Here is a 14,757-nt window from a genome sequence, read left to right on the forward strand (position 1 = left end):
GTGGTCGCTCGTCGCCCCCTCCCAGCGCAGTACACCGGGACCGGGGCAGGGACCGGGACCGGGGCAGGCACCGCAACGAGTCGTAGCTTCGGTACCGCAAAGAGGGGCTGAGCGGTACCGAACCTACGACTCGATGACCTCCCCGGTACCGAACCTACGACTCGATGTCCGCCCCGGTACCGAACCCACGACTCGGGCCATCGCCCCACCTCAGCCCATGAAGATCCCGTTGCCGGGGCCGAGGGGCAGGTCGAAGAAGAAGAACACGGCCAGGATCGCGGTCCACACGAGCCAGAACGGGATCACGAACGGGAGCATGCGCGCCATCAGCGTGCCCAGGCCCGCGCCCGGCTCGTACTTCCGCAGCATGCCCAGCAGCACGATCATGTACGGGTTCATCGGGGTGATGACCTGGGTGGCGGAGTCACCCACCCGGAACGCGGCCTGGGTGAAGGCGGGCTCGTAGCCGATCAGCGCGAACATCGGCACGAACACGGCGCCCATGATCGCCCACATGCCGGAGCCGGAGATGATGAACAGGTTCAGCACGCTGGCCAGCAGGATGAAGCCGATCACCGCACCGAAACCGGTCAGTCCCGCGTTCTCGAGGCCCGCCGCGCCGGTGACCGCGATCCAGGTGCCGATCCCGGACCAGTTGAACAACGAGATGAAGTTGCCCAGGATGAAGGCCAGCACGATGAACGGCAGCATCTCCTTGAGCGCGTCGGACATCATCTGGACGGCGTCGCGGGTGTTGCGCAGGGTGCCGACGATGACGCCGTAGGCGGTGCCGACCACCATGAAGTACGCGACCACGATGAACACGATCGAGCTCAGCAGCGGGGACTTGGGCAGGAAGCCGCCCTCCTCGTTCCGCCACGGGGAGCCCGCCGGCAGCACGGCCACCAGGATCAGCGCGGTGAGCACGACGCCCGCCAGCACCGCGACCAGCAGTCCCTTGTTCTCCTTCGGGGTGAGGGCGGCGCGCATGTGCTCGGCGCTGTCCGAGGAGTCCTCGGCGCCCTCGACGCCGATCTCGTCCACGGGGACGTTCTGACGCGTCAGTCGGGGCTCGATGAGCTTGTCGATGATGAAGCCCGCCACGAAGCCCAGGATGAGCGAGGCGATGATGTTGAAGAACCAGTTCGACACCGGGTTCACGGCGGTGAACTCGAAGCCGGGCAGCGCCTCCATCACCGAGGTGGTGATGCCGGCGAACAGGGCGTCCAGCGAGGTGGGGAAGATGTTGGTGGAGTAGCCGGCGCCGGCGGCGGCGAAGCCGCCCAGCAGACCGGCCACGGGGTGTCGGCCGGCCGCCTTGAACACGAGCGCCGCGAGCGGCGGAACCACCACGAACGCGGAGTCGGCCATGATCGAGGAGATCACGCCCACGAAGCCCACCACGTACGGGAGCATCCACGCCGGCGAGGAGCCGAACAGCTTCCGGATCCCGGCGGCCAGCAGCCCCGAGTGCTGGGCGATGCCGATCGCGAGCAGGATCGGCATCACGGTGACCAGCGGCGGGAACCCGATGTAGTTGATGCCGAGGTTGGTGGTCAGCCAGGCCATGCCCTCACCGGTGAACAGGCCCCTGATCGCGGTGGGCTCCTCCGAGCCGGGAACGGTGACGACCACCCCTCCCATCTGCATCCCGGTGGAGACCAGTCCGGTGATCACGAACAGGACCATGAACAGCATGAATGGCTCGGGCAGCTTGTTGCCCGCCCACTCCACCCAGTTCAGGGCCCGATCGGTGAAGCCGGTCTTCGTCGGCGTGGTCTGTGCGGCGCTCATGGTGACTCCAGTCGGGTCGGGTGAGTGGCGGCTGCCGGTGGGTCGGTTCGTGCCCAGCGCGGCGGACTGCGGTCTGTGGAAGAACTGCGGTCGTTCGAAGTGCTGCGGCCAGTGAAAGAACTGCGGCCATTCAGGGGCGTGCGGTCAGTCGAAGAAGCCGGGGACGTCGATCGCTCCGCCCGCCGCCTCGAACTCCTCGGCGACGGCAGCGGCCAGGGCCGGATCGTGCAGCACATCGAGCACGGTGGCGGCGAGGCCGTAGGCGCCGTCGGCCGCGGCGGTGCGCGCGTCCTCGGAGACGGCCCAGGCCGCGAACTCCCGGGTGTGGAGGGCGACCTCCGGCGGAGCGATCCGGATCACCGGGTGGATGCCGGGCACGCGATAGCTGACGTTGCCGAAGTCGGTGGACGCTGCGAGGGAGGGCGAGACCACGCCGTGCGGCAGCGGGTCCCGGCCGCGCTGGCGCTGCGCCTGGACCCAGCGCCCGGTGAGTGCCTCGTTGGTGCGCACGGGCAGCGACGGCGGATGCTCGTCCCACTGGACGCTCACCCCGACCCCGGCCATCAGTGCGGCACCGCGGGCCACGTCCTCCACCCGGCGGGAGAGGTCCTTGAGCGTCTCCGGACGCTGCGAGCGCACATACAGGTCGAGCCGAGCGCGGTCGGGCACGACGCTCGCCCGCTCGCCGCCCTCGCGGATCACGGCGTGGATGCGGTCCGTCGGCGGGGTCTGCTGGCGCATCAGCCCGATGCCCTGGTACATCAGGCTCGCGGCGTCCAGCGCGTTGCGGCCCATGAACGGCTGGGCAGAGGCGTGGGCGGTATGCCCGTGGTACTCGACGGTGAGGGTCCTGCGACCCAGCCAGGTCTGATCGGCCAGGTCATAGCCGTACGGATGGGCCATCACCACGGCGTCCAGCCCCTCGAAGGCACCCTCGCGGGCCATGTACTCCTTGCCGGTGTGGCCCTCCTCGGCGGGGGTCCCCAGGAACACCACCCGTCCGGGCACGGCCGACGGGTCCGCCTTTGCGAGCGCTGCGAGCGCCAGGAACGCGCCCAGCCCCATCACGGCGATGACGTTGTGGCCGCAGCCGTGGCCGACGCCGGGCAGCGCGTCGTACTCGGAGAGGATCGCGAGCGTCGGCGCATCGTCGTCCTCGGAACCGGCACCGGCACCGGCACCGGCACCGGCACCGGCACCGGAGATCTCGGCCCGGATCGCGGTGTCCAGCCCGTGCACGCCCGCCTGGGCGTCGATCCCGTGCGCGGCGAGGACGTCGGCGATGGCGCGGGCGGAACGGTGCTCCTCGAAGGCGACCTCGGGATGCTCGGCGAGGTCGAGCATCAGCGCGACCATCTCCTCCGCGTCGGCCTCCACCTGCGCCTCGAGCTGGTCGTGCAGGGCTGGGGAGGCCCCGTCGAAGGTGGAGCCGGGGTGGGTGGAGGTCCGCATCGCCACCTCCCGCTCCTCGTCGAGCTGGCGGAGGTAGGCCGTGGAGACCTCGGTGTGCTGGGCGCCGGGACGCGCTGTCGACTCGGTCGTCATGCGGGACACGGTAAGTCACACGGCCACCTTCAGGGGCGAGCATCCGCGAGAGGATTCCGCGAACATGCCGGCCCGCCGCCCCGAGCGACAGGAGCGTCATCACCCGCGCTTCTCCGAGAACGGTACGATCTGGACAGCGCCCTGCGGCGATCCCGCAGCCGCGCCTCCTGTGCGGACCGCTCACCCTGCGATCCGTGGTCGCCTCTCGGCGGCCGCCCCCGTCGCCCCTGCGGCGACGAACCGTCGTCCCCCGACGGCCAGCGCCACCGCCCACCGGTGACGCCCCGCCGTTCGACGGCAGCGCCTGCCGCCCCGAGCGGCAGTTCCCGGTCGCCGTTCCCACGGCGGTCCTTCCCCGGGTCGTCATCGTCGTCGACTCCTCTCCTGCGCCGTCCCCGCGGCGCTGCTCCCCGGAGGCTCTCCATGAGTGCAACGTCCCCATCCGCCGGCGCCACCGCGCCGAGCGCCGACCGCGGCGCCTTCTCAGGCCGGACCGCGTTCATCTTCGCCGCCATCGGCTCTGCCGTCGGCCTGGGCAACATCTGGCGCTTCCCGGCCGTGGCCTACGAGAACGGCGGCGGCGCGTTCATCCTGCCGTATCTGGTCGCGCTGCTGACCGCCGGCATCCCGCTGCTGTTCCTCGACTACGCGCTCGGGCACCGCTGGCGCGGCTCGGCGCCGGCCGCCTGGCGCCGCTTCAGGCGCTGGACCGAATTCATCGGCTGGTGGCAGGTGCTGATCGCCCTGATCATCGCTCTCTACTACGCGCTGATCCTGGCCTGGGCCACGAACTACACGATCTTCTCCTTCGACCAGCGCTGGGGCGATGACGCCGGTGCGTTCTTCGGCGAGTACACCCAGGCTCTCGGCGGGGCCGATGCCACCGTCAGCTTCGACTTCGTACCGCCGGTGCTGATCTCGATGATCGTGGTCTGGCTCGCGGTGATCGTGGTGATGGCCCTCGGCGTGCACAAGGGCATCGCCGCCGCCTCTGTCATCTTCATCCCGCTGCTGGTCGTCATGTTCATCATCCTGGTGGTGCGCTCGCTGTTCCTGCCCGGCGCGATCGACGGCCTGGACGCCTTCTTCCAGCCCAACTGGGCCGCGCTGACGGACCCCGGCGTGTGGATCGCGGCCTACGGCCAGATCTTCTTCTCGCTCTCGGTGGCGTTCGGCATCATGCTCACCTACGCCTCGTACCTCAAGAAGAAGACCGACCTCACCGGCTCCGGCCTGGTGGTCGGTTTCGCGAACTCGGGCTTCGAGATCCTCGCCGGCATCGGCGTGTTCTCCGCGCTGGGCTTCATGGCCCAGGCACAGGGCGTCGCCATCGACGAGGTCGTCACCTCCGGGGTGGGCCTGGCGTTCATCGCCTTCCCGACCATCATCAGCGAGGCCCCGGCGGGCGCCATCATCGGAGTGCTGTTCTTCGGCTCCCTGGTGCTGGCCGGCTTCACCTCGCTGATCTCCATCGTCGAGGTGGTCATCGCTGCGATCCAGGACAAGTTCGGCATGGCGCGCGTGCCGGCGACCCTCGCGGTCAGCGTCCCGATGGCCGTGGTCTCCATCGTGCTGTTCTCCACCACCATGGGGCTCCCCCTGCTGGACGTCATGGACAAGTGGGCCAATGAGTACGGCATCGTCGCGGCCGCCGCCGTGTCCACGATCGTCGTCTCCTACGTGGTGCGGGGCCTGCCCACCCTGCGCGACCACCTCAACCAGCGCGGCACCTTCCCGATCGGGAGGATCTGGATGCTCTGCGTGGCGGTGATCGCGCCGCTCGTGCTCGGCGTCTCGCTGATCCTCAGCACGATCACCCTGGTCACCTCCGAGACCACGTACAGCGAGTACCCCGGCTGGTTCAACCTGGTCTTCGGCTGGCTGATGGCGATCGCCTTGGTGGTCATCGCGATCGGGCTGTCGCTGATCCCGTGGTCGAAGAACTCCAACCTCTACAAGACGGACTCCGACGGCGATCCGATCGCCCCGGAGGTTGTGGCCGGCAAGGGCCTGGTCACGGATCCCGAGGCCGCGACCCCGCACGAGCTGCGCAGCGCGCCGTGACCTCGGGGCGGCGCGGAGAACGGCCGGCCGAGATCCGGCCGGACCTGCACCGCCCCCGTCCGCTCATCCGCCGCTCTGCTCAGACCGTCCTTCCCACCACACAGGAGTGATCATGTCCTTCGCCTCCATCGTCATGATGATCATCGCGATCGTCACCGTCTGGGGCGGCCTCGTCGCCGCCATCATCAATCTCAGGCGCCACCCCGAGACCGACGACTGAGCCGGGCGGGCCGCCCCGGCCCGCCGGCCCCGGCCCGCCGGCCCCGGCCCGCCGGCGATTGTGCGCTGTGGACCTATGCGAAGCACTCGCATAGAACCACAGCGCACTTTCGTCGCACCCGGCACCCGGCGCCGCGCGGGTGCGGGTGCGGGTACGGATGTGAGAGCCGGAGCGGGTGCCGCCATCCGCCAGACGCGGCCAGCCGCCGGGCGCCGCCACCGACCGGGCGCCGCCACCACCACCGGCCAGGCGCGGCCACCCGCACCCGCACCGTTCCTCCACAGTGCTGCGGTCTCCACAGGGCGCAGCCCCCATCGGGATGCCTGTCGCGTGACGCCTACGGTCTCGGCATGCGTGCGATCCCCCTCCCCGCGGGCGCTCTGCTCTCCCGCAGCCGCTGGCGAGACATGGGCGTCTCCAGCAAGCGTCTGGCCGGCACGCAGTTCGTCCGCCCCCTGCCCGGTCTGCTCACTCCCCGGGCGTTCCCTGCGTGGTTCGACGACATCGTCTCCGCGCTGCAGAGGACCGTGATCCCCGGCGCCGTCCTCAGCCACACCACTGCTGCCGTCCTGTACGGAGTGCCGGTCCCCCTCGATGTCGATGACGGGGTGGGACTCCTCCTCCACCTTCGCGACCCGCGCAGCGGCCGACGGCGGTTGAGCCTGTTCGCGCCCCGGCATGACCCGAAGGCTCCCCCGCTGACCGAGCCCGACCGCCTCGGACCAGGCCACCCGGCGTTGACGCTGACGCTGCCTCACCTGCACTGCCGTGTCCCACCCGGGTCGCAGCCGAAGGCGGGGCGGCACGTGACGGTGCACCGCATGGCCCCCGGTGCCACCAGGAGGTGGCGCGGGCTGATCCTCTCCTCACCCCCGGAGCTGCTGCTCGAGCTGGCGCTCCTCCTCGAGCACGATGAGGTGGTCATCGCGATCGATCACTTCCTGGGACCGAACAGCTCCCTCCCGGGGACCACCTGCGAAGCCGTCGGCCGTGCTCTCGAGCCCTACCGAGGACGGCCCGGATACCGCAGGGTGATGCGAGCACTCGCGGATGCACGCGAAGGGGTCGAGTCCCCCGGGGAGACGCGGACCCGCCTGCTGGTGACCCGCGCCGGGTTCCCCGAACCCACGCCGAATCTCCGCGTCCAGGACCCGGACAAGGGGACCCTCCGGCGGATCGACAACGCCTACGCCTCACACCTCATCGGCATCGAGTACGACGGCGACATCCACCGCAGCAAAGGCGCGTGGAGAGAGGAGCACGCACGGCGGGACTCGCTGGAGTCGGCCGGCTGGACCCTGCGGCGATTGACCGCCGCGGATATCCGCGAGCCCGGCCGCTTCCTCAGCGCGCTGCGGCGCACCTTCCTCGCCGCCGGTGCTCCCGCCCCGCCCGAGAGCGCATGGCAAGGGGACGCGGGCGCCGCACTGCGTCGCCCGATCACGCCGCCCCCTCGCCGCTCCCCGTCATCCGATGTGCGCTGAGGACTCATCCGGAGCACGCCCATAGGTCCTCCGAGCACAATCGACGTCTGCTGGGGAAGGGTCCGCGGGGCAGGGCAGGGCAGGGCGGGGCAGGGCAGGGCAGGGCACGGGCAGGGCCGACCCGGGTACGGGCTCGGGTCGCGAGGCCAGGGCCACGTCCGCACTGGCCCGTCACCGGTACAGCGGCAGCTGCACGCCCAGCCAGTACACGCCGATCACGGTCAGGGCCGTCGCGGCCAGCACCGCGACGTCCAGCGCGGTGACGCGCAGGTAGGCGAGGCGCAGGGTGCGGCCGGCGGGGTTGCTCGCGCCGTAGGTGAAGCCGCGGGTCTCGAGGGCCTCGACAGTGGTGCGCACGTTCTTGGCGGTGTTGAGCATGATCGGGTAGAACGCCGTCACCGCCATCACGCACCATTGCCAGACCACCCGCCAGCCGAGGAACCCGCGGGTCGCGGGTGGGGCGTTGCGCAGCCGCTGCCCTTCGAAGACGGTCACATACTCGTCCACCAGGATCGGCAGCATGCGGTAGCCGTAGCTCACGCCGAAGGCGAGCAGCTCGGGGGCGCGCAGGGCCAGCAGGGCATCGGAGAGCTTCTCCGGGTCCAGGGAGACGAAGGCGGCCATGGACGCCATCGAGACGGCGCCGAGCTTCAGATTCAGCTCGGCGAGCGCGACCAGCGTCGTGAGGTCGCCGCCGAACAGGAAGGCGGCGACGAACAGGGCGATGATGTCCGCGCCGAGGCCGATCACGAACAGGCCCAGCACCAGCGGACCCACCCGGGCGAGGATCACCGAGACGATCCCGAGCACGAAGAAGCCGATCAGCACGGTGAGGTTGTGGGTGAACCAGGGGGCGAATGCCATCACCAGGTACCAGGCGATGACCATTCGCGGGTCCATGCGGGAGAAGAGTCCGCCGCGGGTGGAGTAGGCGGTGCGCAGCAGCTCCAGGCGCACCCAGTCGACGCTGAGCACGTCATGGGTCTTGCGGGCCATCAGGACTCCTGCAGGGGATCGAGGGCGGCAGTGGGGGCGGTCGACAGGGCGGGCGCAGCCGACGGGGCGGGCACAGCCGACAACGCGGGCACGGCGGACGACGCGGGCGCAGCCGACAGCGCAGGAGCAGCCGACAGCGCAGACGCAGCCGACGTGCCGGGCACGGCCGACAGGTCGGGCAGCCATGTCCGCAGCTCCGCGGCGGTCAGCGGCAGCGGGTCCAGGCCCAGCTCGTGCGCGATCCGGGCGGCCTGCGGCGGGACCAGGCGGGCCTGGGCGGTGAGCTCGGGGCGGGAGAACAGCTCGCGCGGGGTGACGTCGGCGAGCACCCGGCCCTGGTCCAGCACGATGACGCGGCTGGCCCAGGAGGCGACCAGCTCCATGTCGTGGGTGGCGACCACGGCGCAGCGCACGGTCTCGGCGAGGGACTCGAGCATTCCGGTGACGTCGTGGCGGGAGCGGACGTCGAGGCTCGAGGTGGGCTCGTCCAGCAGCAGCATCGTGGGCCGCATGGCCAGACCGATGGCGATCGTGGCGCGGCGCTGCTGACCGCCGGAGAGGGTGCGGCCGTCGCGTTCGGCGAGCTCGACGAGGCCCACCCGGTCGATCACCTCGTCGACCCGCTGCTGGGCTCCCGGCACCTTCCTCCCGACGGGGAAGAGGGCGACGTCGGCCCGCACGGTGTCCTTGAGGAACATCTGCTGCGGGTGCTGGTAGAGGTAGGCGACGTGCTCGGAGAGCCGGGCGGCGGAGCGGGAGCGGGTGTCGATGCCGTCCACGGTGACGGTGCCTTCGCGGGGCACGATCAGGCCGGTCAGCAGCTTCATGAGGGTGGTCTTGCCGGCGCCGTTGGTGCCCACCAGCGCGACCCGCTCCCCCACGTGCAGCTCGAGGTTCAGATCCACCAGCACCGGGGCGAGCTCCCCTCCGACGGTGCGATAGCCGTGGTGGATGCCGGTCAGGGTGGCGACGGGCTCGGTGCGAGCCGCAGTCGCGACGAGCGCAGTCGGGTCGGCGATCTCGTCTCCCGCCCCCGTCGGCCGCTCCCCCACCTGCAGGCGCAGCATCGCGACGGCCGAGGGCACATCCAGCGCCACCCGCTCCGCGCCGACTGCGGCGGTCAGGGCGACCGCGTCAGGGGCGGGGATGCCGTGGGCCTCGAGGTCACGGTGGCGGTCCATGGCCTCCTGGACGGGCAGGTGCCAGACCGGGGCGCCGTCGGCCATCAGCACCACCGAGCGGGCGAACTCGGCGATGAACTCGGCGTGGTGCTCGATCGCGATCACGGTGATGCCGTGGCGCTCGTTGAGCTCGCGCAGCCGCAGGTAGATCTCGCGGGCACGCGCCGGATCGAGCTCGGCGACGGGCTCGTCGACCACGATCACCTCGGGGCGCATGGCGAGCACCGCGGCCAGCGCGACCAGGTGGGCCTGCCCGCCGGAGAGCTGCCAGACGAAGCTGTCCCGCAGGTGGGTGATGCCCAGCTGCTCGAGGGCCTCCTCGGTGCGCTCGCGATAGTCCTCGTGCCCGAAGTTCAGGGGCCCGAAGGCGATCTCGTCGCGCACCGTCGGCCGCACCAGCTGGTTCTGGAAGTCCTGGTAGACGTAGCCGACGCGGCTGGACAGCTCCGCGACGCTCGACTCCCAGGTGTCCACACCGCCCACGTGCACGGAGCCGGCGTAATCGCCGTTCCAGTAGTGCGGCACCAGACCGTTGAAGGTCTTGCACAGCGTGGTCTTGGCAGAGCCGTTGCCCCCGACCACCGCCACGAAGTCGCCGCGCTCGATCGTGAGATCGACATTGCGCAGCGTGTCGCGGTCGGTCCCGGGATAGCGGAAGGACAGGTCCTTCACGACGATCACGGGATCCGACGGTGCCGCGACGATCGGATCCGCCGCGATCGGGTGGGCAGTGGTCGGGGGAACGGTCTGCATGATGCTCCTGCTCGTGGGGGCCAGCGGGCGTTCGGCGCCTCAGCGCCCGGAGGTCCCGGCGTCGGTGGCGTCCGCCGCGACGACCTCCTCGGCCTCACGCCCCGCGTCGGGAGTGGAGCGGGAGAGGCGGAACAGGAGGATCGCCACGAGCATCACCACGGCGATCGCGGCGACGGCGATCAGCAGGAACCATTTTCCGAACTGGTCCAGGAAGTCCGGCTCCCAGGCACCGGCGCTGATGTCGAAGGCCTCGAGGAAGGCGAAGCCGAAGGAGGCGATCGCGAGCAGCAGCACGAAGCCGACGAACATCGGGGTCTTCGGTGCATCACCCGGGATCGGCTCCCCGGGGACGCGCGGACGCATGCCCATCAGGGGCTCGATCTTGCCGTGCAGGGCGGGGATCAGCCACATCGCGGGGATCGCGCCGAGCAGGATGCCGCTCATGATGACGTCGACGCCCAGGCCCAGGATCTCCAGGGTCAGGACCGACTCGGGCAGGCCCTCGACGTACTCGGCGTCCTCGACGCCGACCCACACCTTGCCGAGGTCGACCACGGCGGAGAGGATCTTGTCGATGAGGATGATGGCGACCGCGCCGATCGCGATCTGGAGCCGGTTGCGGGGGTTCCGCACCAGGGAACCGCCGATGTAGATCGCGAGGAACATCTGCAGGTAGCCCTCGATCTCGGCGAGGCCGGAGAAGTCACCCATCAGCAGATCGGTGAACACGATCTCGCCCAGCGGGGCGCCGAGCGCGGCCCAGAACGGGGAGAGCAGGGCGGCCATCGCGAGCGGCACGAAGATCATGTTCGAGACGGAGATGTCGACGGGGCCGATCGAGGGGTCCGGGACGATCTCCAGGATGATGTTCGACAGCCCGAACAGGGACATCGAGAGCACGAAGACCATCAGCTTCTGAGAGGTGGTCAGCTCGGCGCGACGCACGCCGTCGACGACGCCGCGCAGGGTGCCGCGGCGCTGGTCCGCGGCAGGAGGTGAGGGGATCTGGGTGGACATGGCGAGGCTCCTTGGACGAGGAAAGGCAGGCGGGCGGGGTGAGGCGGCACTGCGGGAGAAGGCACTGCGGTGAGGCGGACCCGACGCGGTCGGGGTCCGGTCAGGGCGCCGACGGGGGTCGGGGCCGGGTCTCGGGGCGGTGGCGGACGGGTCAGGAAGGTCAGGGGCCGACGGCCAGCTGCGCGGCGAGCAGGTCGATGACCTGGGCCGGGGAGTCGAGCACGTGGTCGGCGTCGCCGCTGGTGAGGGCCGCGTCGAGGTCGGCGTCGGAGTCCTTGCCGCCGCGCAGCAGGCAGACGGTGCCGATGCCGGCGTCGCGTCCGCCGCGGCCGTCGTTCAGGGCCTTGTCCCCGACGTAGATGACCTGCGACCGGTCGGTGGCGAGTCCCGCGAGGGCGGCCTCGAAGATCGCGCGGCCGGGCTTGCGCACGCCCACCTCGTCCGAGTAGGCGGAGGGGCCGATCATCGCGGTGAGCCCGTAGCGGGCGAGGATCTCGCGCACGCCCTCGCCGGAGATGGTGTTGGAGACGATGCCGACGACGATCCCCTGCTGATGGCACCACCGGATCAGCTCGAGCGCGCCGGGGCGCGGCGCCGGGAGATTCTTGAAGCGGTGCAGGGTGAGGGAGAGCTGCGGGGCCTCGAGCCGCAGGGCGGCACGCAGCGGGGCGGGCAGCCCTGCGCCGACGAGATCGCCCCAGAGCATGGCCGGGTCGATCTCTTCGTGCCGAGGGGCCTGATCGGCGGCGGCGTCGCGGGCGCGCTTGCGGGCACGGTGTCGCTCCCAGCCCTCGGCGGCGGCGCGCTCGGCGGTGGCTCGGTCGATCGGGCTGCCGATCCGCTCGGACAGCGCCACGATCTGGGCGGCGACCGCCGCGAACCGCTGCGGGTTCGGAGTGGACAGGGTGATCACCCCGCCGTGGTCCAGCAGCAGCGCGGGGCGCCGGGCGGCGACGGCCGACGGCGCGGGGTCGTTCTCACCGGGCAGCGCGGTCCCGTCGGCGGCGGCGACGTCACCCACGGCACCGTCGGGGGTCAGGGTGCCGCTGACGGTGGCGCCCGCGGGGTCGGCAGCAGCTGCGCGGGCGGCCGACGCCTCGAGCGCTGCCCGCAGCGGTGCCAGCAGTCCCTCCGGGGTCTCGAGCACCAGGTCGGGAGTGTCGGTGACGCGGAAGGGCGGGTGGTCGGTGCGGCGGTCGCGGGTGATCACCACGGCGCCGACGCCGGCGCGGCGCCCGGCCACGACGTCGCGGTCCAGGGTGTCGCCGACATACCAGGCCTCCTGCGGGTCGACGTCCAGCGCCTCGGTGGCCAGACGGATCATGTCGGGATGCGGTTTGCGGATCCCGACCTCGTCGGAGTAGATCTGGACGCCGAAGGTCTCAGCCAGACCGAGGTGCTCGAGGATCGCGCGATGTGCCCGGCCCGAGTGGGCGTTGGAGACGATCCCGAGGCGGATCCCACGAGCGGCGCATTCGGCGAGCAGCTCGGTGATGCCGGGGCGCTGGTGGTGGTCCGCGACCAGGGGCGCCATCGCGGCGAGCAGCTCGCGGGCGTCCAGGGCCAGGGCGCTGCGCACCGTCGCGGGCAGGTCCGCGAGCAGGAAGTCCTCGACGATCTCGCGCGGGCCGAGCTCGCGCGGGGAGAGCCGACGGCTGGCCGCGTTCTTCCACAGCGACAGGGCGGTGCGGCCGGTGCGCAGGGACTCCTCGACCTCGGCGAGCTCGAGGTCGGCGCCGACGGCGCGCGCCCGCTCCACCACGATCTCGGCGAGCTCCCGAGCCCAGGTCACGCGCGAGGAGGTGGAGATGACCACCCCGCCGAAGTCCAGCAGCAGCGCCCGCGGGGCGGGCAGGGCCGCTGCAGGCAGGGCCGGTGCCGACAGGTCCGGTGCCGACAGGTCCGGCGCCGAAGGCACGGGGCCCCCTTCCGGCGGGAGGTGCATGCCGGTGAGGTCCGGCTGCGAGGAACGAGGCGCAATGCTCACGTCTCTCCGATCATGAGGGGAACGGCGCGAGGCCGGGATCCCGACGCCGCATGAGCAACGCTAGGAAGAGAGTCCGGTGGGTTCATGAACTCCGGGTGAACCTCCCGGCACGTCTTCGTCTCTGGACCTGAAACTCTTCAGTCCTGCCGGTCAGAACCCGAAAAGAGTCGTGTAGACCGGTCTCATGAGCTCCCCCGCCGACAGGACCGCCCTCCGGATCACGTTGGCGGACGTCGCTCGCGCAGCGGGGGTGTCGTCGGCCTCGGCGTCGATGGCGCTCAATGATCGTGACGGGGTCGCGCCGGCGACCCGGGGGCGGGTGCTGGCCGCGGCGCGGCAGCTCGGCTATCGGCGCCGGTCACGGGGCACCGGTCTGATCGGGGTGCTGCCCACGGACCTCGGGAATCCGTATCACACGGACGTCATCGCGGGGATCGAGGCCGAGGCGGAGAGCCTCGGGCTCGGGGTGGTGATCGCTCACGGCCGGCGGGACGGCGCCCATCTGGAACGGCAGCTGCAGCGGCTGCTGGAGCTCGAGGTGGACGGGATCGTCGCGGTGACCACCTGGCTGAGCCCGCAGGCGCTCGAGCAGGCCGGACAGCGGGTGCCGGTGGTGGTGATCGGGCGGATGCAGGATGCGGTCACCGGCACCGACTCGGTGCTCAACCACGACCAGGCTGGAGCGGCACTGGCCGTGCGCCATCTGGTCGAGCAGGGGCATCGGCAGCTGGCCCATGTCACCCTGTCCACCCGGCCGGGGCCGGCGATGCGGCGGGCGGGCTTCCTGGCGGAGGCGGAGCGCCTGGGTCTGCGTGAGAGCGCGCAGGTGATCGGTCCCGATCCGGCCGCGGCCGACGCCGGCATCGAACAGCTGCTGCGGGCAGTGCGCCGTGGCGACTCCGACGCCCCCACCGCCGTCTTCGCGGCCAACGACATCGCTGCGGTCACCGTGCTGCATCTCGCGGCCGACCGCCACATCGAGGTCCCTGCGCAGCTCAGCGTGGTCGGCTACGACTCCTCCGCGGTCGCGCTCACCGTGCGCCCCCATCTGACCAGCGTCAATCAGCCCCGGCAGGAGATGGGCCGCCTCGCCGCCCAGATGCTGCGCGAGCGGATCGCGGGCCGGGAGCACGACACATCGAGCGTCGTCGACCCGGTGCTGACCCTCCGCGCCTCGACCGGTCCCGGCCCGGCGCTGCACCGACGTGTCCCGCCTTCACCGTCGCCGTCACCGTCACCGTCACCTTCACCTTCACTGTCACCGGCCCCGCTCCCGCTCCCGCACCCGCACCCGCACCCGTACCCGCTCCCGCACGGTCGGTGACCGCCCATTGTGCGCTGACGACCTATCCGCTGCGGCCACATAGGTCCTCAGCGCAGAATCGGCGGTCGCTCCTCCGTCTCCTCGGCATCGGCCGCATCGTCCGCGTCGTCCGCGTCGTCCGCGTCGTCGGCGCCTTCGACGCTGCCGGACACCAGGCACCAGGCACCAGGCACCAGGCATGCGCTACCCTTCCGGCATGCACCTGCGCATCGACTATCCGCACGGCTCTGGGACGAGCCGCGCTGTCGTGCGCGCGCCGATGCCGTGAGGCAGGCGAGGTGAAGTAGCACCGCTCGACCCAGAGCCCCAGGCGAGGACCACACGGTCCTCGCCTTTTTTCGTCGCCACGGCGAGGGGTTCGCACGAGGTTCCTCGCCCTTCCGGAAGGACCT

At 71.2% G+C, this 14,757-nt stretch carries 10 protein-coding genes; 4 read left to right on the forward strand and 6 right to left on the reverse strand.

The window, feature by feature from the left end; genetic code table 11:
- Nucleotides 1-210: 210 nt before the first annotated feature.
- Both ACT3UF_RS04420 and ACT3UF_RS04425 read right to left on the reverse strand, forming a co-directional pair.
- Nucleotides 211-1,794: an AbgT family transporter gene (locus ACT3UF_RS04420; protein WP_444502590.1), complete on the reverse strand. Its 1,584-nt coding sequence runs from the start codon at nucleotides 1,792-1,794 to the stop codon at nucleotides 211-213.
- A gap of 144 nt (nucleotides 1,795-1,938) precedes the next feature.
- A complete protein-coding gene (locus ACT3UF_RS04425; RefSeq protein WP_444608102.1) occupies nucleotides 1,939-3,339 on the reverse strand; it encodes a M20 family metallopeptidase in 1,401 nt (466 codons plus the stop codon).
- A gap of 423 nt (nucleotides 3,340-3,762) precedes the next feature.
- Here ACT3UF_RS04425 and ACT3UF_RS04430 point away from each other — a divergent pair, with 423 nt between their 5' ends.
- From ACT3UF_RS04430 to ACT3UF_RS04440, 3 genes are all read left to right on the forward strand, one after another.
- Entirely contained in the window at nucleotides 3,763-5,403 is a 1,641-nt protein-coding gene (locus ACT3UF_RS04430) for a sodium-dependent transporter (RefSeq protein ID WP_444601119.1), read from the forward strand.
- Nucleotides 5,404-5,515: 112 nt separating this feature from the next.
- Entirely contained in the window at nucleotides 5,516-5,623 is a 108-nt protein-coding gene (locus ACT3UF_RS04435) for a methionine/alanine import family NSS transporter small subunit (RefSeq protein ID WP_441445778.1), read from the forward strand.
- A 350-nt stretch (nucleotides 5,624-5,973) separates the two neighbouring features.
- Nucleotides 5,974-7,107, forward strand: a complete 1,134-nt coding sequence (locus ACT3UF_RS04440) for a hypothetical protein (RefSeq protein ID WP_441445777.1) — start codon at nucleotides 5,974-5,976, stop codon at nucleotides 7,105-7,107.
- A gap of 171 nt (nucleotides 7,108-7,278) precedes the next feature.
- Here ACT3UF_RS04440 and ACT3UF_RS04445 read toward each other — a convergent pair whose 3' ends face one another.
- The 4 genes from ACT3UF_RS04445 to ACT3UF_RS04460 all read right to left on the reverse strand — a co-directional run bounded on the left by ACT3UF_RS04445 (nucleotide 7,279) and on the right by ACT3UF_RS04460 (nucleotide 12,972).
- Nucleotides 7,279-8,103 carry an energy-coupling factor transporter transmembrane component T family protein gene (locus ACT3UF_RS04445; protein WP_442331968.1) on the reverse strand — a complete coding sequence of 275 codons (825 nt, stop codon included), beginning with the start codon at nucleotides 8,101-8,103 and terminating at the stop codon, nucleotides 7,279-7,281.
- On the reverse strand, nucleotides 8,103-10,037 hold the full coding sequence (locus ACT3UF_RS04450; protein ID WP_444608103.1) for an ABC transporter ATP-binding protein: 1,935 nt from the start codon (nucleotides 10,035-10,037) through the stop codon (nucleotides 8,103-8,105). The genes ACT3UF_RS04445 and ACT3UF_RS04450 overlap by 1 nt, the downstream gene beginning before the upstream one ends.
- Nucleotides 10,038-10,076: 39 nt before the next feature.
- Nucleotides 10,077-11,054, reverse strand: coding sequence for a cell division protein FtsQ (locus ACT3UF_RS04455; RefSeq protein WP_444502593.1), 978 nt, complete (start codon nucleotides 11,052-11,054; stop codon nucleotides 10,077-10,079).
- A gap of 160 nt (nucleotides 11,055-11,214) precedes the next feature.
- Nucleotides 11,215-12,972: an HAD family hydrolase gene (locus tag ACT3UF_RS04460; protein WP_441445773.1), complete on the reverse strand. Its 1,758-nt coding sequence runs from the start codon at nucleotides 12,970-12,972 to the stop codon at nucleotides 11,215-11,217.
- A gap of 253 nt (nucleotides 12,973-13,225) precedes the next feature.
- Here ACT3UF_RS04460 and ACT3UF_RS04465 point away from each other — a divergent pair, with 253 nt between their 5' ends.
- On the forward strand, nucleotides 13,226-14,365 hold the full coding sequence (locus tag ACT3UF_RS04465; RefSeq protein WP_444502594.1) for a LacI family DNA-binding transcriptional regulator: 1,140 nt from the start codon (nucleotides 13,226-13,228) through the stop codon (nucleotides 14,363-14,365).
- Nucleotides 14,366-14,757: the final 392 nt, after the last annotated feature.

Origin of the sequence: Brachybacterium sp. AOP24-D1-21 (genome assembly GCF_052378665.1) — a bacterium.
GTDB lineage: Bacteria > Actinomycetota > Actinomycetes > Actinomycetales > Dermabacteraceae > Brachybacterium.